The sequence below is a fragment of the Candidatus Coxiella mudrowiae genome, from assembly GCA_001077715.1.
GTDB classification, from domain to species: domain Bacteria; phylum Pseudomonadota; class Gammaproteobacteria; order Coxiellales; family Coxiellaceae; genus Coxiella; species Coxiella mudrowiae.
In genome coordinates this window covers 1,385,123-1,404,796 of record CP011126.1, presented here as the reverse complement: position 1 = coordinate 1,404,796, position 19,674 = coordinate 1,385,123, and the positions used below count along the sequence as shown (strand labels likewise).

Sequence of the window (19,674 nt, the reverse complement as noted above, 5' to 3'; positions counted from 1 at the left end):
TTTGACTAATAGTTGATAACTAATTGAAAATTTTTAGAAAATAGTAAATTTTTTTTACTCATTCCTTATCAAAACTCATCTTTCCATCAGCGTAAAGCCGCAAAAACAGTGAGGTTTTTCTTAGGTATATTCATGACCACAATAAAGTCGAGTATCAGAAGGAAGGGCTGCTAATTTAAGTAACGAATGATAGAGTTGATCCGGCGAACCTTCAAAAAGTCGGCCCCGCAGCCGCCGCCAGCAAAAAATGTATTACCTGAAAGCCCACTGATGGCCATAATAAGCAATGTGGCCTAAGGTATGGCCTGGAATGGCTAAAATGGTAAAGGTAAATTAATTGAAGATAAAGTAATCTGATCATCATCCTTAACAGGGCGAACACGGAGCGGAATAGTGTCCTTAGCGGGCGTCCATAAACAGACGGGATATGTTTCTCTAAAAGTCCGGAAATACCCGTTCCTATGGTTCCAATGATGGTGAGTTAGTAATATAGCGGTTAAGCATTAAACCTTGTTGTTCGAGTATTTCCAGAACGGGTTTTCATTCCCTTGGATCGATTACTATAACCGTTTGTTTCTTTAGATGCACTATGGTCCAGATGTAGTTATCATTAAGAGTGGGAATAGCAAGAATTGTGTGAGACATTAGACAAAGATTACTTTTCTTATAAGAAAAATTAAGTACTTTGACAGTATAAAATATGAATTCGGAATTTGCGAATATGGACGGGTCGTCGCTAGAGATCATGCGGGATTGGTATCAACATCCTCCGGGGTCCTTGATATTATCCTGGGAAAATGAAGAAGCGACACGATTCTTGAAAACGATTCGCGGAAAATATTTAATTCAGATTGGCGGAGAAACGACTCTGGCACATTCGGCAGGGAGCCCTATCCTCTATCATATTCAATTAACTTCAGAGCCGACTGATAATTTATTATCCATACAAATGGATTGGCAGGAATTGCCTTTATTGTCAGACAGCATCGATGTGTTTGTGTTGGTGCATGTATTAGAATTTATTAATTATCCTGTTAAATTAATTCAAGAAATTTTCCGAGTGTTGAAACCTGGAGGTAGATTATTTATTTTTGGCTTTAATCCATGGAGCTTGTGGGGGCTTGAGAAATTATTTTTTATTAAACGTGGAGTTCCCTGGAATGGAAAATTTTGGGCTTGCGAACAAGTAAAGCGCTGGTTAATTAATTTTAAATATTCCATTTCTTTTAGCAAAACTTTTTATTATGGTTTTCTGCCTGAAAATAGGTCGAATCGACGGCTTCACTTAATTAAAGAAATAATTGGAAAGGTTTGTTTCCCTACCGCAGGTGGTATTTATCTATTAGCTGCTAAAAAAGAGATCTACGCACCAGTTCATCGTAGAATTTTGTGGAAAAAAGAATCGGTGATTGTACAGAGTGTTATTAAACCAACCCCATCCTTGAAATTATGAAAAAAGAAAAAAATATTGTATACCTTTATTGTGATGGTGCCTGTCGCGGTAATCCAGGCCCTGGGGGATGGGGAGTTTTATTGCGTTATAACGGTCATGAGCGACAACTTTATGGTGGTGTTCCTAATACCACCAACAATCAAATGGAGCTGACCGCCGCTATTGAAGGGCTCAAGGCGCTAAAACTCTCTTGTTATGTTATTGCCACGACGGATTCTCAATATTTGCGTCGCGGAGTAACGGAGTGGCTCCCTGTATGGAAGAAGAGGGAATGGAAAACCAGCGGGAAAAAACCAGTTAAAAATAAAGCATTGTGGGAAGCCCTAGAAAAAGAAATTGAACGGCATACGGTATGTTGGCAATGGGTGAAGGGGCATAGTGGCCATTCCGAAAATGAGATTGCCGATCGTCTAGCCAATCGTGGTATTGATGAATTGTTGTTTTAAATGAACTAGGATTTTTATGCGGCAAATTATCTTAGATACAGAAACGACCGGTCTTGTTCCAGAAGAGGGGCACCGCATTATTGAAATTGGTTGTTTAGAAATGGTTGATAGGCGTTTAACAGGCCGATATCTACATTTCTATATTAATCCGGGTCGTTCTATCGAACGCGACGCTGTTGATATCCATGGCATTACGGAAAGCTTTTTGGCCGATAAGCCTTCATTTAACGATATTGTTGATGAACTTATTGCTTTTCTCAAAGGAGCTGAATTAATCATTCACAATGCTTCATTCGATGTGGGTTTTTTAAATCATGAATTGAAGTTGACCGGAAAGCCTTTCAAAATAATCCCTGATTATTGTAAAATTTTGGATACCTTAGTAATTGCTCGACAAAAACATCCTGGACAGCATAATAATTTAGATGCTCTATGTCGACGATACCATGTTGATAACTCTAACCGTGAATATCATGGGGCGTTATTGGATGCTGAACTTCTAGCCCAGGTCTATTTGTTGATGACCGGTGGTCAAACTAAATTATTTGAACAGCAAGATCCTGCCCTAGTTATGCAATCGCCTCAAATTCGACGATTAGATATCGACCGTAAGCCTTTGCCGGTTATAGCGGCGAATAAGGAAGAAAAAGTAGCACATCGGACTTTTTTGGAGTTATTAAAGAGAAGGGGTGTTTGTCTGTGGTCCGATGTACTAACCGACTAGCTCCTAGTTAAGGCAATACAATTACTTTAGTTCCCAGACGCATGAAATATTTGGAAAGCCAAGCTGCGGTACTGGGATAAACCCGAATACAGCGATGACTGGTGTTACGATTTGAGATATACGGGGAACCATGGATGATAGTATCGCCTCCTTGAAAAACATGCAATAGGGCATAGGTGCTCTCCCCCTTGTGTGAGAGGGAAACGACTGGACACACTAACTGGTGTCCCCTTTGCGTGAAATTTGAAAGTTACCCGTTAGGGTTTGACAAGGTCTGCTTAAGCTCGGACAGTAATTGATACCTTCCCCATTAGACTTACTGTACTGCTTGCAACCAGGTAACTGTCCGAATCATTAAGTGGCTCATCGGAGGATACGGGTACTAAAGATAAAAACCCACTCTCCCGGAGGGCGAATTTGCTTGGGTAGGCTTATCGTAGCTTTCTACCACGTTTTCGGCTTCAGCAATGAGACTGTAAGGGCTGTTGTCTAAAAAAAAATAGCATTCTGACTATCAAGAAAATCCTCTCCAGCTGTTTTCTCACCATCAAAGTCCATGGAATAGCTTGAAGCGATGTCAAAGTTATCGTCGTAGTTATCAGAGAGCGCCATATTACCCAATAGAAAAGCTATGGTGAAAGTGGGTATAAGTAGTGATTTCATGGTTCAATTCCTTCTTCCACTTAGTTAGAAAGGTCGTATTCATATTTAGAACTATAGTATCGAAGAAGTATAAAAACCAACGAAATTGATCGATTCATAGACAATTACTAAAGAAAATTTTCATAAATTATTCAAATATTTAAAGTAGTAATTGAACCTTATAGATTATCTACGCAGCGAAACGCGGATAGAAGTGTGGGTGAGTAGGAGTTAATCGAGTTATCAGCGGTGAGCTGATAATGAGCTATGTTGCTTTCCAATCTTATAGCCAGTTGGAAAGTTTTAGGATTGCTGATTGTTTTTATTTGAGATTGTTAGATCAAATGCAACCATGACCAAGGACCTGTTAACGCGGTAGTCGGTTTGTGCGGAGTTAAGGTATCGAAACTGAAGGTGACGAAGTCACCTTCAAAACCTGGCCAACTGACTTGTGTCACAGGGTTAATACCCGGCTCGAAATTAATTATCTGACCACCGATATTTAAAAGTGAAACGGCTTACGTTCGGAGAGAAACTCGTGGGAGTTAATGTAAAATTGAGTATTGGTTCATCTGAGTTATTGGTATAAAACATTTTTTAGATCATCGAAGCTCGAGTTATCATGTCGAGACTTGTTTTAGGGATTCCGGTCGTTTCACAGTCTAATTTCTTCTAGGTCCAAATAAAGGGTGTGAGGTTATCCACAAAAGGTACCAAATAATCATTAAAAAAAACGTTTCTACAACGTCATCAGGTCTAAAGAAATGATTAAAATTCTTAATCAAGACGTAGGTTATGGAATCTTCGAAAATATGGAATAAAAATAGAGTGCTTATAATCAGGCACCACTAGAGAGAGGTCCAAATTGAATTTAAGTATTGATGAGAATTCTCAAGCATAGATTTCCATATCTTTTGAGAAAGAATAGGAACCCACTGATTAATAGGTGCTGGTATTTTCGTTCCTATCGCTTGTGCATATGTTAAAGGATCATCCTTTCGATCATTTTACATTCGTTGCACTGTGTTTTTATAAGCAGCTTGGATGGGATCAATTGAGGTAGTGATTTTTTCCACATATTGAATTGAGCGCTTTTAGATTCGATTGCACAAGGAGTTGATTGTCCCCAGCGGTAATAAAGCGCATTAAATCGAATTCTTTAGTGTTATTTAAATAATTCTGAATAGCAGGATCATTTACTGTCTTTTCTATCGTTTGCCAAAAAAACGATTGGATGTCATCCAACATTTGAAGATCCTTAATAGTCTCTTTTAAGCAGGTGGGAGGGGAGGAGTCAATTTGATTTGATTAATTGCCTGTTGCCATGCTGTGAGATAATTATTTAGATAAATTTTTCTGGCTTGGTTTATTTAACGTATTTAATTGTTTTGAAGTAAGGTTACTTTCCGTCGAACCTATAAATCCAGTCACCGTGGCTAACGAGTTTTGCTAATTTAGGAATTTGATTATAATAAATTCATTTAAAATAATCCGCTTGATAAAATATCGGAATGTTTGTATTCGACAGGTCCTTTCCTGAAAGGAGAGCGGGATTTAATTTTGTTCATATTGGCTGTCCACTATGGCAAATACAATTTCGGGTAATGGGCTTTTCTGTAAAGCTGTTCGAGCTTTTTTAATTGTATTTTCATCAATTGGCCATACGAAGGAAGGCAATTGTAAGAGATTATTTGAATGCTGATATAATTGTTGCTGTTTTTGGGTTTGGTTGGGGTATTGTTTTTTCCAATGTTGACTGAACCAATTTCAGATAACTTCACCGTTACGATGCAATGACTCTGTCAACATGAGATAGGTTTGCAAAGCTTGGTATAGAGCAAATTCGTTATAATTGATCATTTCATGAATCTCTGTAGTTAAAATTCCATCCAAATAAAGAACAAAATCATTGTAAATTAATTGTGAATACGGATTTTGCATGTGATTCTGTAATTTAGCGGCTTGGTTAAATCCAATCTTAGAAATTTTCTTGTCACTAAGAGCCATCAAGGTTTCTTGCAGCTGCTCAAGGTAAGAAAGCGAATTATCGTTCGTGAGAGTGGAGAGTGGGTAATGAGGTTTTAACCGCATTGATAATTTTCAGATTCTGATGGTAGCTGTGATTCCAAAACAGAAAGGTGCTTAAAATTACTAAAATTGCCGATTGGTAAATGGAGAGTTGTTGCCAACGAGGTTGGATAGGCGGTGGCAAGAAATGCGTTGATTAGTGGATCACTTTATCGAACATCCCTTGAACGAAGTAAGGTTGTGAACGGTAACATGTTAGCTGATAAGAAACATCAGAAAGCACAAAAGATTCAGCAATAGCTTGAGTTAATATATTTACGGATGTGCCACTTTGTTGATTACTAGTGAAATAGATACCTGCTAAAAGCATTTTATCAATGGGCAAGTTATCGATCTAATATTCTAATTTCTCAGTTAATTTTCCGAATTGCAGAGGCAGATCTTTAATTTGAACCCGACGGGTGAGATTTTGTTTATAATGAAGACGTCAGAATAAACGTGGGGAAAGGCCTTTAATAAAAGTGGGAAAGCGCTCTTTCAATAATTCTGGAAAAGGTAATTTTTCTGAATTATTTAAATAAGTTAAACCCCAAGGATTGTTGACGTTCTTACTGGTCCCAGATCCAAAAAAAATCTAAAAAACCGCTCAAACGATGGCATTCAGTAATCACGAGGAAAACAGGGAAATAGGGATAGGTCCTAGAGCGAATAGGGTTTGTAATTGTGATACTACCCCTTGAGCTTCTTCAGAAATGGTTTCTTGATCTTGAAAAAGAGTTAAATAATCTACTGTCAAGAGGATTGCATTCGGTCGGCGTTTGCCTTTGAATGATTCAAGAAGCATTTTCCAAAGACCTTTTCCAAAGACCTTTGGTTTCTTCGTTGAGAGTTTTTGTAGAACAATATTTTCCAGGAAGATCAATAAAGACAGCGTCCTGCTGAATCCACCAATCAATAGCTTGAGTATTTTTAATAGTTTTTAAAAATTGTTGATAGGGAGAAATTAATTCAAATTCAGAACGAGACAGAAGGGTAGTTTTTACTGAGTTTTTAAGACTAAATAAATAATATCCATTTCGTTTTATTTCGAAGTAAAAGAAATTTCATGAGATTTTTTGGCTAGTCTGAGTCGCCGATACACTTTCTAATCTTTGAATAAGAGGCGCTACTGCTTTATTGAGATAAATATGGTAGGTAGGAAAGATAAATCCCAATTAAAACAACCACAAGAGTACCACTTACGGTAGCCCATAGGGGAGGTAAACGCCAAATACGTTTTTTATTTGGGTTTTGATCAAGGAGTAACTTGGAAAAAAGATCTTGAAAAATCCCCACACCCATCAGGTTTTTCATCATATTTTCCTTGGTATCCTAAGCTTAAGCAAAGATAACCTAATTCGAGGAGATCCAAATGAAGAGCTAGCTCTTCAGCGCTTCGTTTAAGAATGACAAAGAAGCGTTCTCCGTCCCACATTTCCCCTTGGAAAGTCTTTAACAAGCCTATTTGCCGCCATCCTCCATCCTCTGTCTTTCCCCCAGCTTGTTTGAAGAATAATTTCATCGATCAATACACAGATGAAATAGCGCGCAGCTAAAACGATATGAGAATGGTAAGCTTGAGAATCAGTTTTAGCCTCAAAAACTCTTATGTCATCAGATAATTGGAAATGCAGTTTATTGAAATTAGGTCCGTGATTTTTGACCCTCAGTTGGGTGGCAATAGTTAGAAACGGGGCACAAGCATCGACCAAAGGATTAATGGCCATCTGAGAATCAAATACTTTCGATTACTCTTCGATACCATTGGTCAATAAACCGTCGATTGCCGTTTCACCGGTTAGAAAATTATTGAGGATTTCTCTGCTCATCAACGAAAAAACTTCATAAAATCAATCCGATTAGTTTATTATACCTGTAATGTACTTGAGCAGCTTAGTGTAATTAGGAGCTTGAATTACTAAAGCACTTACTTAGGATTGAATCCGAGGGCAGTCCCCTATGCCCTATGAGCGCTCTGAGCTTAATAATTGACTGGGCTCTAATTTAATGATAATTTATTTTTTTTAAAGAGTAGCCAGGAGGTAGCACTAGTAGAAATGATTAATGTCTCAACCCCTCTTCTCACCACCTGAGATCAAGCTCCAATGTCGATAAATTAACTTCGATTGTCCTTCGAAATTCAGTCAAATTTAGCTTGCTGATGATCCACTAAAATCTCATTTCCTGAATTTATTTTCGGTGAATACTGCATGTTACAGAAGCGTATGCTATGCGAGTGATGCGACAAGCCTTACCGCTAATTAACCCCCCTCGTTTTGCTTTAATGCAAAATAGTTTATTAAACAGGAAGGCAATCATCGTAGTCTGCACCATAAACTTAATGAAGGGTTGAAATCTTGGGGTATGCGCGAATCCCTATAATTATTCAAAAACAGCACGATGAATTTTTTAAACTTTTAGACCCCGATCACCCCGATCGCGATTTCCGAGTGGCTTTTTGGGTAGGTTGTTTATTGGAAAATCTTTCTGCTTATGTGCTTCGACGGTTTATTCTTAATTTTAGAAAAAATATCAAGAGATTGACCCTATGATGGCCTATTTATTTGGCTATCACACCGCGGAAGAATTGGAACATAAAGGTGTTTGTTTTGATCGTTATACCGATATGTATGGCCATATGCCTACTGAGAACTCTGCGCATAAAAACGAATGGAAGACGTTTAACGAAATGGTTTTAGAAGATTTATTTAAAAGCGTTTTATATTTTATGGCAATTGATCAGCTTATAGGAGGTAAACCAATTACTATCGATAAAAATAAATTGTGCGAAGAGTTTTTTTTGGGGGCTTTAGGTATTTTTGCTCCCTACAGTTTATATGAAGCTTACAGAAAATCTGGATTCCATCCGTGGGAAATTGATGATCGTGATCTTATACAACGATGGGATAAATATTGGGCTCCTTATTTTCAGAAACGTATACAGGTAGTTTATGAAAATCGAATTAAAGAAATTATTTCCGTACAGATTCAGATACCCATAGAAAATATTTATGATACCTCAAAATTTCAGGCCAATTTAGGGTTCAATTCCTTAGATATAGTGAATTTAATCAGTGCGATTAATATGGAATACGATCTAAATATAATGGGAAACGATATTCTTAAAATAGAAACGGTTAGCGAGTTAATTGATTATATCCAGAAAAAGATTAATGAAAAAACCTGATGACATATTTTAATTATGCTTTTTTGTTTACACCGCCAAGCGTTAGAAAAATTAAACTCCATTGCTTATCGTTTGGTTAATAGCCAAGGCTGCATAAAGCAGGAAATTACTTATGCCGGATTAAACAAGAAAGCGCAATAGATTAGCTGAATTATTGTTAAAAACAGTCAACCGTGGCGATGATAGGGCTTTATTAATTTATGACACCGATATCAATTTTATTATTGCTTTATTTTCCTGTTTGTATGCCGGTATTATTGCGGTACCAGCCTATCCTCAGAATCAAATACCTGGCCGTATTGATGTTTCTGTGCCACACTTGCAGAGCATTATTACAAATGCAAGTCCGTCGATTGTATTGACGACTGAAAAATATTATTCATTTTTTTAGCTAAAGAAAATATTCAATTTCAAAAAAAATAACGATAGATCGATTGGACTTAAAAAAGGAAAAGAAATAAATTAAAAAGGAAAAGAAATAAATTTTCTCCCCACCGCCTCTGAAATCGCTCTATTGAAATATACCTCTGGCTCAACCAGTGACCCCAAAGGAGTTATGATTACCCATGAAAATATCATAATGTACAGAATATTTTTAAATTGGAGGTGCCTGGTTTTTTCAGTTTGCTGTTAGCTGGTTGCCCTTAACTCATTACATGGGAGTTGTGGTAGGGGTATTTTTGCCTTTGTTTGATGGTATTCCCAGTGTGCTCTTATCGTCAATGGATTTTTTGCGACACCCCCTAATTTGGTTTGAGCTTATCTCCAAGATGTCCGATACAAATTAGTAGCGGACCAAATTTTATGTATGAATTATGTATGCAACGTGTTACGGAAAAACAACTACAGACACTCAACTTAACTTATTGGCAAGTAGCTTTTTCCAGCTCAGAAATGAACTACCTAAAAACGTCGTGAATTTTCAAAGAAATTTTCAGGTTGTAGGTTTAGCCATAATAAGTTTTATCCGTGCTATGGATTGGCGGAGTCTATTTTATATGCTACTGGCAGTGTGGTTAATTGGATTCCCGTAATTTATCGGTCGTTTTTAAGTGTGGGAAGATATTTCGAAGATTGCGAATTAATAATTGTTGACCCTAAATCTACACATTTTTTGATAGCAGGTGAGGTTGGAGAAATATGATTACGCGGACCAAGCGTGGCCCTGGGTTATTGGGAAAATAAAATTTTGACCAATGGCGTTTTTAACGCCTACATCAAAGAAGGACAGGGGCTTTATATTCGTACTGGGGATTTAGGTTTCGTCGTTGATGGGGAATTATTTTTTTATGGTCGCTTAAAAGATTTAATCATTATTCGAAGCGAAAGTTATTCACCCGATGATATTGAATGAGCAGTCAGCGAAAGTGATCCAAGTGTCCGATTATCTAGCGTTGCCGCTTTTTCTTTTGAATGGGAGAGCCAAGAGCAATTAATTGTGGTTTCTGAAGTAAAAGGTGGTTTCTGAAGTAAAAGGAGTTAAGAACGAAAATGAATGGCGACCTCTATTTGAAAATATCCGTGAATGTATCAGCAAAAATTTTGGTATTAAAATTTATGAAATTGTTTATTTGTTCTAAAACTTTACCTAAAACTATGAATGGTAAAATACAACGACAAACCTTTCAAGCAGCCTATCGAGATAATAAATTAATTCGATTGGCTTCCTGTGACCATTTCGATCAAATTACGATTTGGCAATAACTTTAATTCTTTAGATGAAAATCAGGTAATAGGACGGTAACCAATATCGTTCCGATAATGACATGGCCAGCTAATTTGATCAACCACACGATAAGCTTTTTGTTGCGCATCGCATAAACCGATGCCTAAGGCGGTGACAGAAAGAACACGTCCGCCGTCAGTGACGATGCTGTTGTGGTTTTTTCGCGTGCCCGCGTGAAAAATTTTAACATTGGAAATTAGTGGACGGTCTAATACTTCGATAATATGCTCCTTTTCATAATTCATAGAGTAACTACGAGCAGTCATGACTATGATCAAGGCGGCCCCGGATCCCAAATACTATTTGCTTGATTTAACTTACCAGACAGAGCGGCTAAAATTAATTTAATTAAATCGGAACGTAACCGCATCATAAGGGGTTGGGTTTCGGGATCGCCTAAGCGTACGTTAAATTCTAATACTTTTGGATCATTATCATCTGGCGTGATCATCAATCCTGCATATAAGAATCCCACATAAGTAATTCCTTCTTCTTTTAGGCCGGTAATACTTGAGTATATAATTTTAGCCATTACCTTTTCTTCTAAGGTATCCGATAACCGTGGAACGGGTGAATAAGCCCCCATACCCACCCGTATTCTGACCCCGATCTCCATTTAAGAGCCGTTTATGATCTTGCGAACCAGAAAGGGGTAAAATATGTTCGCCATCGACCATTCCAATAAAGCTTAGTTCATCGCCGGATAAAAATTCTTCAACTACGATTACGATTTCTTGTCCTGCTATGCCGAATTGTTTTTCCTCCATCATCGAAATAACAGTGCTTTTGCTTCTGTTAACGATTATGTGATAAAGACTCCTTTCCCAGCTGAAAGGCTGCTCGCCTTAATAACGATACGAAAAGATATGCTAAAGCGTCATTTTGATTTTTAAAAGTTACAAAATTTGTGGTAGGAATATTGTGACGATTTAAAAACGCTTTACAAAAATTTTTGGAGGTTTCTAATTGTGTAGCTGCTTGTGTTGGTTCGAAGATGGTTAAATTTACTTGATGAAATTGATCGACAATTCCATCGGCTAGGGCCACTTCGGGACCCACAAGGGAGAGATCTATTTTATTTTTTGCATGAAATTAATTAATGCATTGATGTTGGAAACATTGATAGAAATATTTTAAACTTTATTTTCTAGAGCGGTCCCGGCGTTACCGGGAGCAACCCAGATCTTTTAACCTGAGCTGATTGGGTCACTTTCGATGCTAAAGCGTGCTCCCTTTTCCTCCATTGTAATAAAAACTTCATAGAGCGACATGGTAGCATTTTTCTAGAGAGAGGAATAGGAGTTCAATAAAACATTAATTTCAATGGAGTATGATTGACAAAAACATTATAATAAGATAGCGAATAGTAATCTTAGAAAAATTTATAGTGCGTCTTCCCCTCTTTTCAATCAGAAATTATCAAGTTGGTTTCGGATCTTTGCGAGAAAGCATTGTTATGCAGATGGTTGGTTGGGCATGAGAGCAAATTTGTCGTCATGGTCAGGGTTGATTTTTAGTTTTGTGCACAATTGCCGTGCCCGTCAAAACTTATGCGGAAGAAGTATACATTCGCTTTGCGGATTGTCTGATGAGTAATCAAGATGTTGGGATTACTCCTACTTACGAAAGCGTCGCTTTTAACGAGTTCATATCCACAATTATTGAGGGATATTATGAGGATAATATTCGTCAATGGGGAACCACCGTGATGCGTTCTCTTGCTCCCGATTGAGTAAATGCAACGGCCATCCAAGTTTGTGAATACAGGAATGCTGTCCTTGAACTCATCTTTCCAGATCCCAGCTATAGGGTGGAATAATACCCTGATTTGTATGATTCAAAACAAGTTATTGCTCGAGCAGCTTGTGGTATAGAACAATATGAACGAGAGGCGATAGGGGCAAAAATACTTTTATATTTTGGAAGCTGGGTGGGTGGTTGTGGTTTTTAAATTTAATTTTAACTAATTTTACTCGGCGTTTTCTGAAAAAATCCTCTGGAGCTTCAATTTGGAGGTAGTGAAACTCTAAATAAAGACAAGAGTTTCACTTGTCTTTATTTCAGGAATATTTTTATTTTTCCTAGTGTTTTCGGATCTACTTTGATAGGACAGGTAATTGCCTATGGTGCTCTTCCTCAGACTGTAATAGGACTTGTTCGTTGTATTCATTTACTCTGGAAAGAGAGGGAAGAAAGGTGAAGTGTTTAGGATGGAAATTCCGGAGCTTCTGCTCGCTTACTATTATTAGCATAAGTAGCACCATAAGCTTCCCTGCTTAAGAAAAAACCTCTAGCCAAGATTAGAGTAATTTATTTTGCCTTCCATTTGCTATTTGAGCTGTTAATCCGATATTCTTTCATTATCTCTCGGGGAGCGAAAGCTGAGACGATTTAATTGGACCCGTTGAACCTGCACAAGATAATGCTTTCAAAGAAAAGAGAAATACCTGTTTTCTATGCTTTTCCTTCTCTTCGTATGCCTGAAGGAGAACTATGATTTCTTATCCTGCTTCGAAAAAAATTTATTATCATGGAAAACTTTTTCCTAATCTTCGCGTAGGGATGTGCGAAATTCAATTGACGAATGGGGATGCCTTAATTCTTTACGATACCTCACCTCAAGTCCCTACTCGGATAAGAATATTGCCCTCCAAGTCTCGCATGGATTGCCTCGATTGCGTGAACCATAGATTAAAAAATGGCCAGTCTATGATGCAATTAGCCTGTGCAAAACGAGGAATCATTACCCCAGAAATCGAACATGTAGGAATTCGTGAAAATCAAAAAACAAAAAGCTTCGCGCGAAACTAATTAAGAACGCGAAATACGTTTACATGGAAATTCCTTAGGAGCTCAAATTCCGCAACAAATTATTCCGGAATTTATGCGTGATGAAATTGCCAAAGGACGTCCTATTTTGCTTGCCAACATCAATCATCCTGAATGTGAGCCCATGATTATTGGTTGGTGGGATTTTAGTTAAAGTAAATGCAAATATTGGCAATTCGGCAGTTCGCTCATTCTTCGACAAAGAATTAGAAAAATTAATTTGGGTCGTGCGGTGGGGGCTGATACCGTAATGAATTTATCGACAGGAAAGAAAATTAAAAAAATCCGCGAAATGATTTTATGCCATTTCCTAGTGCCTATTGGCACAGTCCCACTTTATGAAGCCTTAGAGAAAGTGAATGGAAACATTGTGGAACTTAATTAGGATATTTTTTGCGAGGTATTAATTTCTCAAGCCGAACAAGGCGTTGATTATTTTGCAATCCACACTGGTGTTTTGCGGTGATTTATTCCTCTGACGAAAAAACGTATAACGGGAATTGTTTTTCGAGGTGGTTCGATTATGGCGAAATGGTGCACACTACATCGTCAAGAAAATTTTCTTTATACGCATTTCGAAGAAATATCTGAAATTATGGGTGCTTACAATGTCAGTTTTTCATTAAGTGATGGGTTGTGACCCGGTTCTATTTCAGATGCTAATGATGAAGCACAATTTACTGAATTAGAAATTCAAGGTCAATTAAATCGCATTGCTTGGGAAAACGACGTGCAGGTGATGAATGAAGGAGCGAGACACATTCCCTTTCATTTGATCCAAGAAAATATGACTAAGAAATTAATGTATTGCCAAGAGGAGCCATTTTATACGCTTGGCCTACTAACCACTGACATTGCTGCTGGTTACGATCATATAGCAAGCAGCATTGTCGCGGCATTGATTGCCTGGCAGGGGGGGCGTTGATTGCCTGGCAGGGGTATGTGCTTCTTCCTTATGTAACGCCGAAAGAACATTTAGGGTTGCCCAATAAAAAAGATGTTGAGGATGGTTTAATCGCTTACAAAATTTCCGCACATGCGGCGGATTTAGCCAAAGGACATCCAGCCGCGCGACAACGCGATGATTTATTATCCCGAGCGCGACTTGAATTTTGGTAGCACGATCAGTTTAATTTAGCGTTAGATCCAGAAACAGCCTGCACATTTCATGATGAAACCTTACAGAAAGAATCAGGAAAACACTGACATTTTTTTCATTGTGTGGGCCTAAGTTTTGTCCTTATAAGATAAGCTACGAAGTGTGTGCTTTAGAAAAAGAAAAAGTGCTTTGAAAATTCAAGCTTGGATTTTAGGTTCTGGATTAATAGGTCGTTTGTTAGCCTGGTGATTAAATCTAGCAGGATGGCCGGTGACTTTATTTAATAAGGATGATAAAAGCGGACAAAAAAGTGCCGCTTATGCTGCAGCAAGAATGTTATCGCCAGTGGCTGAATGCGAAACATCACATAAAATGATTTTTGGTCAGGCTGTATATTCATTAAAACAATGGCTACTATACTGCGTTGTCTGAGCGAATTTTTTTAACAAAAAGGAACGCTCGTGATTGCGCACTCAGAAGATACAGCAGAAAAGAGCAATGCTTGAAACAAATGCAATTTAAAATGAAAGAATTATGTATTCAGAAATTATCTCAATCTGAAATTAAAAAAATTAGAACCAGAATTAAATTTTAGAGATGGTTATTTTTTACCTCTGGAAGCGCACATTGATTCCCGCTTACTTTTATAAGCATTAGCAAAAAAAATAACTGTGAATTGGCATGAAAATACATTTGTAGAGAAAGTAATTCCTAATTAGTTTTTTGTGAAAGGAAAACAATTGAAAGGAAAACAATATTTATTTGATTGTGTATTTGATTGTCGAGGAATTGGTGGAAGCAATCAATTTAATGATTTACGTGCTGTTTCGATTGGAATTAATTTACTTGCACGCCCCTGATGTACATTTAAGTCGTCCTATTCGATTGCTACATTCTCATTATAGAGTTTACATCGTTCCGCGGCCTAACTAGATTTACCTGGTTGGCGCAAGCGAAATTGAATCAGAAGATACTTCGTCCATTTCTGTGCGCACTTATTTGGAATTATTATCAGCAGTTTATAGCGTTTCATCGAGGCTTTGCTAAGGCCCGAATTGTAGAAACAGTGACAGCCTTACGACCTGCTTTATTCGATAATCTACCTCGCATTAATTGGCAACATGGTTTAATCGCTATTAATGCTCTCTATCGACATAGTTTTTTGTTAGCACTGGGCTTGATTAAATGAAATCTTGGAAAAATTTTTTTGCCTCTCCTGCTTGGAGAAGGGGTGGAGAGGGTGAGAAGGGTAATTAAATTGCTCAACATCTATTTAAATGGCGAACCTCTGATAATTTTGCTTCAAACTACATTGAAAAAAATTACTAGTTAATAAATGCTTTTCAGAAGTTTTTTCGGTGGCGATTAACAAAGTAGTAATTAACCGTCTTCAACCAGGTGATCATATCGAAGTAATAACTCCGATGATATGCAGCGCAAAAAAAAGAATTATTTTGGGAAGTTAATACAATCACTGGGTTGTCACATCTTATCGAACACAGCGGGATGCTGTACCGTTAAAGAAGCTGTAATAACAGCGCAACTAGCCCGAGAATTATTTAATACGCATTGGGTTAAATTAGAAATCATTGAGGATGAATACCACTACCCTACAGCCAAATCCTTTCGTCCTGATAGAAGTCTCTCTGAAACGTTAATTAAAAAAAGGTTTGAGGTGTGGCTCTATTATACGGAAGACCTGATTTTGTGTCAGCGGTTTAATCGATTGTCGGCTGTCGTATTTTAATACCTTGGGCTTCGCCACTCGGGAGGAGGATTAATGAACCCCTAATGCGTTGTGCCTCTTGCGAGAAAGATTTCTCGATATCACATTGATTATCGACGCGGGCATTGGAAGGCCCTCACATGCAGTGCGAGTTTATGGAGGAAATGGGTTTTAATGCCATTTTATTAAATTTGGCGGTAGCTTTGTCTAATGATCCTATTTCCATGGCTTGGGCGTTTGCCTTTGCCCATGCGATCAAAGCTGACCGATTGGGCTATGAAGCCAGCATGATTGAAAAACGTAATATCGCTAAAGATACAACACTTTTGATCGATAAACCCTTTTTTCGGACCTTCCAAAATGAAAAAAGCTATTGTTTAGGTAATAGGCGGTTCTGATTGCTTGGGCAGCGCAAGCTGCCAAGTTGATTTGCTCACATGCCATGATTTTGATGTTCACGCAGCTACTATTATCACTGCTCTCATAGCACAGAATGCGCACCAGGTGTTGGAAATTCTTTATTCGTCTCATCTTATCCAAATGTAAATTACGAGTTTAGAAAAAGCATTTGTGCCATCCGTCATTAAATTTTGACTCTTAGTTAAAAAATCAATTTTGGCTACGATCAATTCTTATTTGTAAAATTATAAAGGTCTTGTCGTTTGTGATCCGATCCTAAAATTAACATCTGGTGTCTCATTTACCGAATTTAGTGCTTTAAAAGATCTTATTTTTCTCTATGTAGATTTGTTAACTCCTAAATATTCCTAAAGCTAAAATTTTACTTCAGAAAAAAATTTACTCGCTAGAAGATATCGCAATGGCAGCGTGGGCTTTTTTAGAATTAGGAGTGAAGTCAGTTGATTTTTTTACAAATAGCGAGCAGAAATTTTGGTTAATTAATTCCAAAATTAAGAAGGTCTGTGCTCGCGGAACGGGTTGTAGTTTAAGCTCAGCGATTAGTTCTGCTTTGGCTCGAGGATATTGATTAGAAAATTCTCTTATTTTAGGAAAAATGTATACCCAACAAAAGTAATTCGTGAGAATTTTGAAATTAATAACAATATCTTAAATTAAGGTGGTGCGGTTTTCCTTAACGTTTGCTTGACTTGCCGTCGGTGGCACGACAAGGCAATTTTTCTTCAGCTTCTTTTTTTAAGTTGTGGTGAATTGGGTTTTTATCCTATTTTGATAGCGTTGAATGGGTGCGAAAGTTATTAACTTGGGGAATTCGCACGATACAGTTACGAATTAAAAATCAAAAGTTAGCGCTTATTAAACAATCTGTAATTGAAAGTGTACGTTTAGCTCGACACTATCAAGTAAAACTCTTTATTAATGATTATTGGAAACTTGCCATTGAGGCTGGTGTTTATGGCGTTTATTTAGGACAAGAGGATTTGGTAACTGCCGATATTTCTGCTATTTACGGTGCTAACTTACGCTTAGGCATTAGTACTCATTCGCTTTACGAGTTAGCATGTGCTCATGCCTTTCCTTCTTCTTATATTGCGTTTGGGCCTATTTATGAAACGACTGTAAAAACAATCGCTTTTCACCTCATGGATTAGCGGTCCTATGTTATTGGTTAGAAATCTCCCTTTATTCCATTGTAGCGATCGAAGGTATTGGTTTAGAGCGGCTAGGGGCTGTTTTGAGTACGGGAGTCATGAATGTAGTAGTTATTTCTGCGGTAAGGGTCGCTGATGAGCCTGAAAAGGTAGTTTCTGCTTTCCTACTCCTGGGGATGGCTAGGGTCTCGAACTAATTACGCTAATTTTAAGTTAAGTACGTAATTGGCGTAAAATGTTATGATTATGTTTGTAATGATAATTTGGAAAAGGAACAACGTTCAACGAAACGAGGGCTTTATAAAAAAAAACAATTAGTTACATACTGAGTGCGGGGTTGTTGGTTGCAGCAACTAGTGGTTTTGCAGGTACCTTTAAATCCACTATCGGCCTTGCCAATGGAACTGGATCCTCTTTGACTTTCGTAACTCAGAAAACCCATTGCGTTCACCCGCGGATCGCCGAGATGGGCGGATCATACCTTTAAGCCAGGAGAAAGCGCAGAAATGCCGGTTACCATGGAATATTCCTTCAGCTGTGATAATTATAAAATGGTAAGTTTTGATGTGCATAAAGACGGTAAGAGTGGATCTTATGTGGAGCATATTGAATATCAAGCAAAACAACCAAACTTAAGTAGAACTGATATTCGTTATAGCTTTTCTAATTACTTGCAACCAGAAAAAGCAGCCGGTATTATCCGGTCAGCGGTCCCCGGCTTGGGTTTAAGGTTACCTTGGTAGATGATGAAAAATAATTAAAGTTGTTTATATTATTTATTTGAAAGAAAAAAGCCCTTTCGGGCTTTTTTCTAATTTTTTTTCTAAAAACAGAATAAAAATGAGCAAAATAGTTATTGGAGTACTAGATTTAATGCCTATTCTTTCTCTAGCATCTCCTCCTGAAAATTTAGAAATATTAAAAAAGAAATAGTCTTCTTATTCCAACATCAAAAACTTAGATTTTGGTGGTACGAGAACAGAATAAAATAATGCAGAAGTGCGTGCGAATGATCCAACAATTCTACCAACGTTTGAACTCTATAAATTAGGCTATTAAACACAATAGTTGCTATTTTTTTTGTTACGGGGCGCTATGAGAATCATCAAGCACCCACCATAATGAATTTGAAAGATGCGGGATATACAAAGTGGGTCCATCTTTATATGAAACCTAATAACTATCACTTAGCATCAGTCATTCCCTATAAAACAGCGCAATGAAAAGCAATTACAAAAGAAGGTTACGATATTGTTTTAAATTTAGGGGAGCAAAAGAGTGACCTTGCTGGTGGTTATAACGATTCGACTTATAAATTTTTCCTAATTGTATGTAATTTATTCCTTAAGCTTCATACATAGCTCTTAAGGAGACTTTTCGGTCCTAATGTCTAAAATGACGTTGATGGGTGAAGATCATTGTGATGTTCGCTTTGTTAGCGGCTTCGATAACCTCTTTATCTCTTACGGACCCTCCGGGCTGAATAATGGAAATAATTCCAGCTTTTGCTACTACTTCCATACGTCACTAAAGGGAAAAAAGGCATCGGAAGCCATTACAGCATTTTTTTAGCGAGAGGCCAGCCTCTTGCGCTTTCATCACAGCAATTTTAGCAGCGAATACTCAACTAGTTTTGCCGCTGCCGATTCCCAAAGTGGCTCTATTTTCGCACAGACTATCGCGTTCGATTTTACATATTTAACAATTCGCCAGGCGAAATACAAATCTTGCAGCTTTTATTTTGAGGGTTGGCGCTGACTAACCACCATAAGGGTTTTGAGCTCAATTCCGGTGGTGTCTGCTTGTTGGGCAAGCACCCCCATTAATTGAGTGGAAAGAGTAGCTTGTTTTCTTACTCTGGGAAAGTTTAGCTTTTAGAAATCGAAAATTCGGTTTAGTTTTCAATAGTTATAAAGCATCGAGGGTAAAGTCGGGGCAATAATCACTTCAACAAATTGTTTCGCTAAATTTTTTTTTCGGTTTTAGCCTCTATCTAGTGTTGAATTAAAAGCAATGATTCCGCCAAAGGCAGAAAGAGGATCGGTAGCGTAAGCTTTTTCATAGGCTACTAACTGATCTTCTGCTTGAGCAGCCCCCACAAAGGGGTAGCGTGTTTAACAATAACGCACACGGGGATTATTTGTGGTCCTTCCGATATGGTGCGATAAGCGCAATCGCTGACAAGTAAGTTATTAAACGAAAGT

The 19,674-nt window shown here is 37.7% G+C and carries 32 protein-coding genes and 5 pseudogenes; 20 read left to right on the top strand and 17 right to left on the bottom strand.

Translation table 11 applies throughout. The annotated features are described in order from the left end of the window. Positions 1–721: 721 nt before the first annotated feature. The 3 genes from CleRt_RS06570 to dnaQ are packed head-to-tail and all read left to right on the top strand — an operon-like array spanning position 722 to position 2,623. Positions 722–1,453, top strand: coding sequence for a class I SAM-dependent methyltransferase (locus CleRt_RS06570; RefSeq protein WP_048875818.1), 732 nt, complete (start codon positions 722–724; stop codon positions 1,451–1,453). Next, on the top strand, positions 1,447–1,899 hold the full coding sequence (gene rnhA, locus CleRt_RS06565) for a ribonuclease HI (protein ID WP_082160463.1): 453 nt from the start codon (positions 1,447–1,449) through the stop codon (positions 1,897–1,899). Before CleRt_RS06570 ends, rnhA begins: the two co-directional genes overlap by 7 nt. 16 nt (positions 1,900–1,915) lie before the next feature. Further along, entirely contained in the window at positions 1,916–2,623 is a 708-nt protein-coding gene (gene dnaQ / locus CleRt_RS06560) for a DNA polymerase III subunit epsilon (protein ID WP_048875521.1), read from the top strand. A 7-nt stretch (positions 2,624–2,630) separates the two neighbouring features. Here dnaQ and CleRt_RS14295 read toward each other — a convergent pair whose 3' ends face one another. The 10 genes and pseudogenes from CleRt_RS14295 to icmH (CleRt_RS14285) form a co-directional block, all read right to left on the bottom strand. Further along, entirely contained in the window at positions 2,631–2,840 is a 210-nt protein-coding gene (locus CleRt_RS14295) for a L,D-transpeptidase family protein (protein WP_371440226.1), read from the bottom strand. A gap of 272 nt (positions 2,841–3,112) precedes the next feature. Next, the gene (locus CleRt_RS12465; protein WP_235378988.1) at positions 3,113–3,286 is read right to left on the bottom strand and encodes a hypothetical protein; all 174 of its coding nucleotides are present in this window, start codon (positions 3,284–3,286) and stop codon (positions 3,113–3,115) included. 314 nt (positions 3,287–3,600) lie between these two features. After that, positions 3,601–3,765 (bottom strand): hypothetical protein, encoded by a 165-nt coding sequence (locus CleRt_RS12460; RefSeq protein ID WP_306686867.1) that lies wholly within the window; start codon positions 3,763–3,765, stop codon positions 3,601–3,603. Between the two features lie 550 nt (positions 3,766–4,315). After that, the gene (locus CleRt_RS06555; RefSeq protein ID WP_048875520.1) at positions 4,316–4,513 is read right to left on the bottom strand and encodes a hypothetical protein; all 198 of its coding nucleotides are present in this window, start codon (positions 4,511–4,513) and stop codon (positions 4,316–4,318) included. Between the two features lie 306 nt (positions 4,514–4,819). After that, positions 4,820–5,020: pseudogene (locus tag CleRt_RS14290) on the bottom strand (ImcF-related family protein); the annotation flags it as partial. A gap of 12 nt (positions 5,021–5,032) precedes the next feature. Further along, entirely contained in the window at positions 5,033–5,356 is a 324-nt protein-coding gene (locus CleRt_RS13535) for an ImcF-related family protein (RefSeq protein ID WP_048875519.1), read from the bottom strand. Between the two features lie 133 nt (positions 5,357–5,489). After that, entirely contained in the window at positions 5,490–5,678 is a 189-nt protein-coding gene (locus CleRt_RS09315) for a type VI secretion protein IcmF/TssM N-terminal domain-containing protein (protein ID WP_082160462.1), read from the bottom strand. A 282-nt stretch (positions 5,679–5,960) separates the two neighbouring features. Further along, complete coding sequence (locus CleRt_RS06545) at positions 5,961–6,137, bottom strand: hypothetical protein (protein ID WP_157870891.1); 177 nt, start codon at positions 6,135–6,137, stop codon at positions 5,961–5,963. Positions 6,138–6,587: 450 nt separating this feature from the next. Continuing rightward, entirely contained in the window at positions 6,588–6,854 is a 267-nt protein-coding gene (icmH, locus tag CleRt_RS10330) for a type IVB secretion system protein IcmH/DotU (RefSeq protein ID WP_235378984.1), read from the bottom strand. A 25-nt stretch (positions 6,855–6,879) separates the two neighbouring features. Next, positions 6,880–7,059 (bottom strand): annotated as a pseudogene (gene icmH / locus CleRt_RS14285) (type IVB secretion system protein IcmH/DotU); the annotation flags it as partial. 630 nt (positions 7,060–7,689) lie between these two features. Here icmH (CleRt_RS14285) and CleRt_RS12450 point away from each other — a divergent pair. From CleRt_RS12450 to CleRt_RS12430, 6 genes are all read left to right on the top strand, one after another. Then, positions 7,690–7,884 (top strand): hypothetical protein, encoded by a 195-nt coding sequence (locus CleRt_RS12450; RefSeq protein WP_235378978.1) that lies wholly within the window; start codon positions 7,690–7,692, stop codon positions 7,882–7,884. After that, positions 7,881–8,519 (top strand): phosphopantetheine-binding protein, encoded by a 639-nt coding sequence (locus CleRt_RS12445; RefSeq protein ID WP_235378976.1) that lies wholly within the window; start codon positions 7,881–7,883, stop codon positions 8,517–8,519. Before CleRt_RS12450 ends, CleRt_RS12445 begins: the two co-directional genes overlap by 4 nt. 154 nt (positions 8,520–8,673) lie before the next feature. Then, on the top strand, positions 8,674–8,910 hold the full coding sequence (locus CleRt_RS12440) for a hypothetical protein (RefSeq protein WP_235378974.1): 237 nt from the start codon (positions 8,674–8,676) through the stop codon (positions 8,908–8,910). Positions 8,911–9,033: 123 nt separating this feature from the next. After that, positions 9,034–9,153 carry an AMP-binding protein gene (locus CleRt_RS14280; RefSeq protein ID WP_371440225.1) on the top strand — a complete coding sequence of 40 codons (120 nt, stop codon included), beginning with the start codon at positions 9,034–9,036 and terminating at the stop codon, positions 9,151–9,153. A gap of 555 nt (positions 9,154–9,708) precedes the next feature. Further along, positions 9,709–9,873, top strand: coding sequence for a hypothetical protein (locus CleRt_RS12435; RefSeq protein ID WP_235378972.1), 165 nt, complete (start codon positions 9,709–9,711; stop codon positions 9,871–9,873). 137 nt (positions 9,874–10,010) lie between these two features. After that, the gene (locus CleRt_RS12430; protein ID WP_235378971.1) at positions 10,011–10,223 is read left to right on the top strand and encodes a hypothetical protein; all 213 of its coding nucleotides are present in this window, start codon (positions 10,011–10,013) and stop codon (positions 10,221–10,223) included. 21 nt (positions 10,224–10,244) lie between these two features. Here the strand turns inward: CleRt_RS12430 and CleRt_RS12425 are convergent, their stop codons facing one another. The 4 genes from CleRt_RS12425 to CleRt_RS13525 are packed head-to-tail and all read right to left on the bottom strand — an operon-like array spanning position 10,245 to position 11,292. Next, positions 10,245–10,523 carry a phosphoribosylglycinamide synthetase C domain-containing protein gene (locus CleRt_RS12425; protein WP_235378970.1) on the bottom strand — a complete coding sequence of 93 codons (279 nt, stop codon included), beginning with the start codon at positions 10,521–10,523 and terminating at the stop codon, positions 10,245–10,247. Next, positions 10,520–10,777, bottom strand: a complete 258-nt coding sequence (locus CleRt_RS12420) for a hypothetical protein (protein ID WP_235378969.1) — start codon at positions 10,775–10,777, stop codon at positions 10,520–10,522. Before CleRt_RS12420 ends, CleRt_RS12425 begins: the two co-directional genes overlap by 4 nt. Next, the gene (locus CleRt_RS13530) at positions 10,770–11,015 is read right to left on the bottom strand and encodes a hypothetical protein (RefSeq protein WP_306686689.1); all 246 of its coding nucleotides are present in this window, start codon (positions 11,013–11,015) and stop codon (positions 10,770–10,772) included. Before CleRt_RS13530 ends, CleRt_RS12420 begins: the two co-directional genes overlap by 8 nt. A gap of 25 nt (positions 11,016–11,040) precedes the next feature. Beyond that, on the bottom strand, positions 11,041–11,292 hold the full coding sequence (locus CleRt_RS13525) for a hypothetical protein (RefSeq protein ID WP_306686866.1): 252 nt from the start codon (positions 11,290–11,292) through the stop codon (positions 11,041–11,043). A gap of 487 nt (positions 11,293–11,779) precedes the next feature. Between CleRt_RS13525 and CleRt_RS06510 the strand changes: the two genes are divergently transcribed. The 11 genes and pseudogenes from CleRt_RS06510 to CleRt_RS14275 all read left to right on the top strand — a co-directional run bounded on the left by CleRt_RS06510 (position 11,780) and on the right by CleRt_RS14275 (position 18,693). Then, positions 11,780–11,977 carry a hypothetical protein gene (locus CleRt_RS06510; RefSeq protein WP_157870889.1) on the top strand — a complete coding sequence of 66 codons (198 nt, stop codon included), beginning with the start codon at positions 11,780–11,782 and terminating at the stop codon, positions 11,975–11,977. A 96-nt stretch (positions 11,978–12,073) separates the two neighbouring features. Continuing rightward, a complete protein-coding gene (locus tag CleRt_RS13520) occupies positions 12,074–12,196 on the top strand; it encodes a hypothetical protein (RefSeq protein ID WP_306686688.1) in 123 nt (40 codons plus the stop codon). A 505-nt stretch (positions 12,197–12,701) separates the two neighbouring features. Next, positions 12,702–14,366 (top strand): annotated as a pseudogene (gene thiC, locus CleRt_RS06500) (phosphomethylpyrimidine synthase ThiC). Positions 14,367–15,131: 765 nt separating this feature from the next. Beyond that, positions 15,132–15,362: a hypothetical protein gene (locus CleRt_RS10795; protein ID WP_200899557.1), complete on the top strand. Its 231-nt coding sequence runs from the start codon at positions 15,132–15,134 to the stop codon at positions 15,360–15,362. Positions 15,363–15,602: 240 nt separating this feature from the next. Further along, a complete protein-coding gene (locus CleRt_RS13515) occupies positions 15,603–15,920 on the top strand; it encodes a beta/alpha barrel domain-containing protein (protein WP_053097925.1) in 318 nt (105 codons plus the stop codon). A gap of 119 nt (positions 15,921–16,039) precedes the next feature. Continuing rightward, positions 16,040–16,297 (top strand): beta/alpha barrel domain-containing protein, encoded by a 258-nt coding sequence (locus tag CleRt_RS13510; protein ID WP_053097923.1) that lies wholly within the window; start codon positions 16,040–16,042, stop codon positions 16,295–16,297. A 4-nt stretch (positions 16,298–16,301) separates the two neighbouring features. After that, positions 16,302–16,445, top strand: a complete 144-nt coding sequence (locus CleRt_RS12410; protein ID WP_306686687.1) for a hypothetical protein — start codon at positions 16,302–16,304, stop codon at positions 16,443–16,445. A gap of 274 nt (positions 16,446–16,719) precedes the next feature. After that, on the top strand, positions 16,720–16,887 hold the full coding sequence (locus CleRt_RS12405; protein WP_235378967.1) for a bifunctional hydroxymethylpyrimidine kinase/phosphomethylpyrimidine kinase: 168 nt from the start codon (positions 16,720–16,722) through the stop codon (positions 16,885–16,887). 217 nt (positions 16,888–17,104) lie between these two features. Continuing rightward, positions 17,105–17,667, top strand: a pseudogene (locus CleRt_RS12400) (thiamine phosphate synthase). A 309-nt stretch (positions 17,668–17,976) separates the two neighbouring features. After that, positions 17,977–18,213 carry a hypothetical protein gene (locus tag CleRt_RS06480; RefSeq protein WP_048875513.1) on the top strand — a complete coding sequence of 79 codons (237 nt, stop codon included), beginning with the start codon at positions 17,977–17,979 and terminating at the stop codon, positions 18,211–18,213. Positions 18,214–18,516: 303 nt separating this feature from the next. Continuing rightward, positions 18,517–18,693 (top strand): HAD family acid phosphatase, encoded by a 177-nt coding sequence (locus CleRt_RS14275; RefSeq protein ID WP_371440268.1) that lies wholly within the window; start codon positions 18,517–18,519, stop codon positions 18,691–18,693. Positions 18,694–19,068: 375 nt separating this feature from the next. On the opposite strand, the gene CleRt_RS12385 is transcribed toward CleRt_RS14275, so the two are convergent. From CleRt_RS12385 to CleRt_RS13500, 3 genes and pseudogenes are all read right to left on the bottom strand, one after another. Further along, positions 19,069–19,194, bottom strand: a complete 126-nt coding sequence (locus tag CleRt_RS12385; RefSeq protein ID WP_235378963.1) for a hypothetical protein — start codon at positions 19,192–19,194, stop codon at positions 19,069–19,071. A gap of 258 nt (positions 19,195–19,452) precedes the next feature. Beyond that, a complete protein-coding gene (locus CleRt_RS13505; RefSeq protein ID WP_306686686.1) occupies positions 19,453–19,569 on the bottom strand; it encodes a hypothetical protein in 117 nt (38 codons plus the stop codon). Beyond that, a pseudogene (locus CleRt_RS13500) lies at positions 19,539–19,652 on the bottom strand (hypothetical protein); the annotation flags it as partial. The gene CleRt_RS13505 and the pseudogene CleRt_RS13500, both read right to left, overlap by 31 nt. Between the last annotated feature and the right edge of the window lie 22 nt (positions 19,653–19,674).

Coding starts and splice junctions, on each gene's coding strand:
- CleRt_RS06570 (WP_048875818.1), top strand. CDS start 722: ATGGACGGGTCGTCGCTAGAGATCATGCGGGATTGGTATCAACATCCT.
- dnaQ (WP_048875521.1), top strand. CDS start 1,916: ATGCGGCAAATTATCTTAGATACAGAAACGACCGGTCTTGTTCCAGAA.
- CleRt_RS12465 (WP_235378988.1), bottom strand. CDS start 3,286: ATGAAATCACTACTTATACCCACTTTCACCATAGCTTTTCTATTGGGT.
- CleRt_RS06555 (WP_048875520.1), bottom strand. CDS start 4,513: ATGTTGGATGACATCCAATCGTTTTTTTGGCAAACGATAGAAAAGACA.
- CleRt_RS13535 (WP_048875519.1), bottom strand. CDS start 5,356: ATGCGGTTAAAACCTCATTACCCACTCTCCACTCTCACGAACGATAAT.
- CleRt_RS06545 (WP_157870891.1), bottom strand. CDS start 6,137: ATGCTTCTTGAATCATTCAAAGGCAAACGCCGACCGAATGCAATCCTC.
- icmH (WP_235378984.1), bottom strand. CDS start 6,854: ATGAAATTATTCTTCAAACAAGCTGGGGGAAAGACAGAGGATGGAGGA.
- CleRt_RS12445 (WP_235378976.1), top strand. CDS start 7,881: ATGATGGCCTATTTATTTGGCTATCACACCGCGGAAGAATTGGAACAT.
- CleRt_RS12430 (WP_235378971.1), top strand. CDS start 10,011: ATGAATGGCGACCTCTATTTGAAAATATCCGTGAATGTATCAGCAAAA.
- CleRt_RS12420 (WP_235378969.1), bottom strand. CDS start 10,777: ATGGCTAAAATTATATACTCAAGTATTACCGGCCTAAAAGAAGAAGGA.
- CleRt_RS13530 (WP_306686689.1), bottom strand. CDS start 11,015: ATGATGGAGGAAAAACAATTCGGCATAGCAGGACAAGAAATCGTAATC.
- CleRt_RS13515 (WP_053097925.1), top strand. CDS start 15,603: ATGCAGCGCAAAAAAAAGAATTATTTTGGGAAGTTAATACAATCACTG.
- CleRt_RS13510 (WP_053097923.1), top strand. CDS start 16,040: ATGCAGTGCGAGTTTATGGAGGAAATGGGTTTTAATGCCATTTTATTA.
- CleRt_RS12405 (WP_235378967.1), top strand. CDS start 16,720: ATGGCAGCGTGGGCTTTTTTAGAATTAGGAGTGAAGTCAGTTGATTTT.
- CleRt_RS06480 (WP_048875513.1), top strand. CDS start 17,977: ATGCCGGTTACCATGGAATATTCCTTCAGCTGTGATAATTATAAAATG.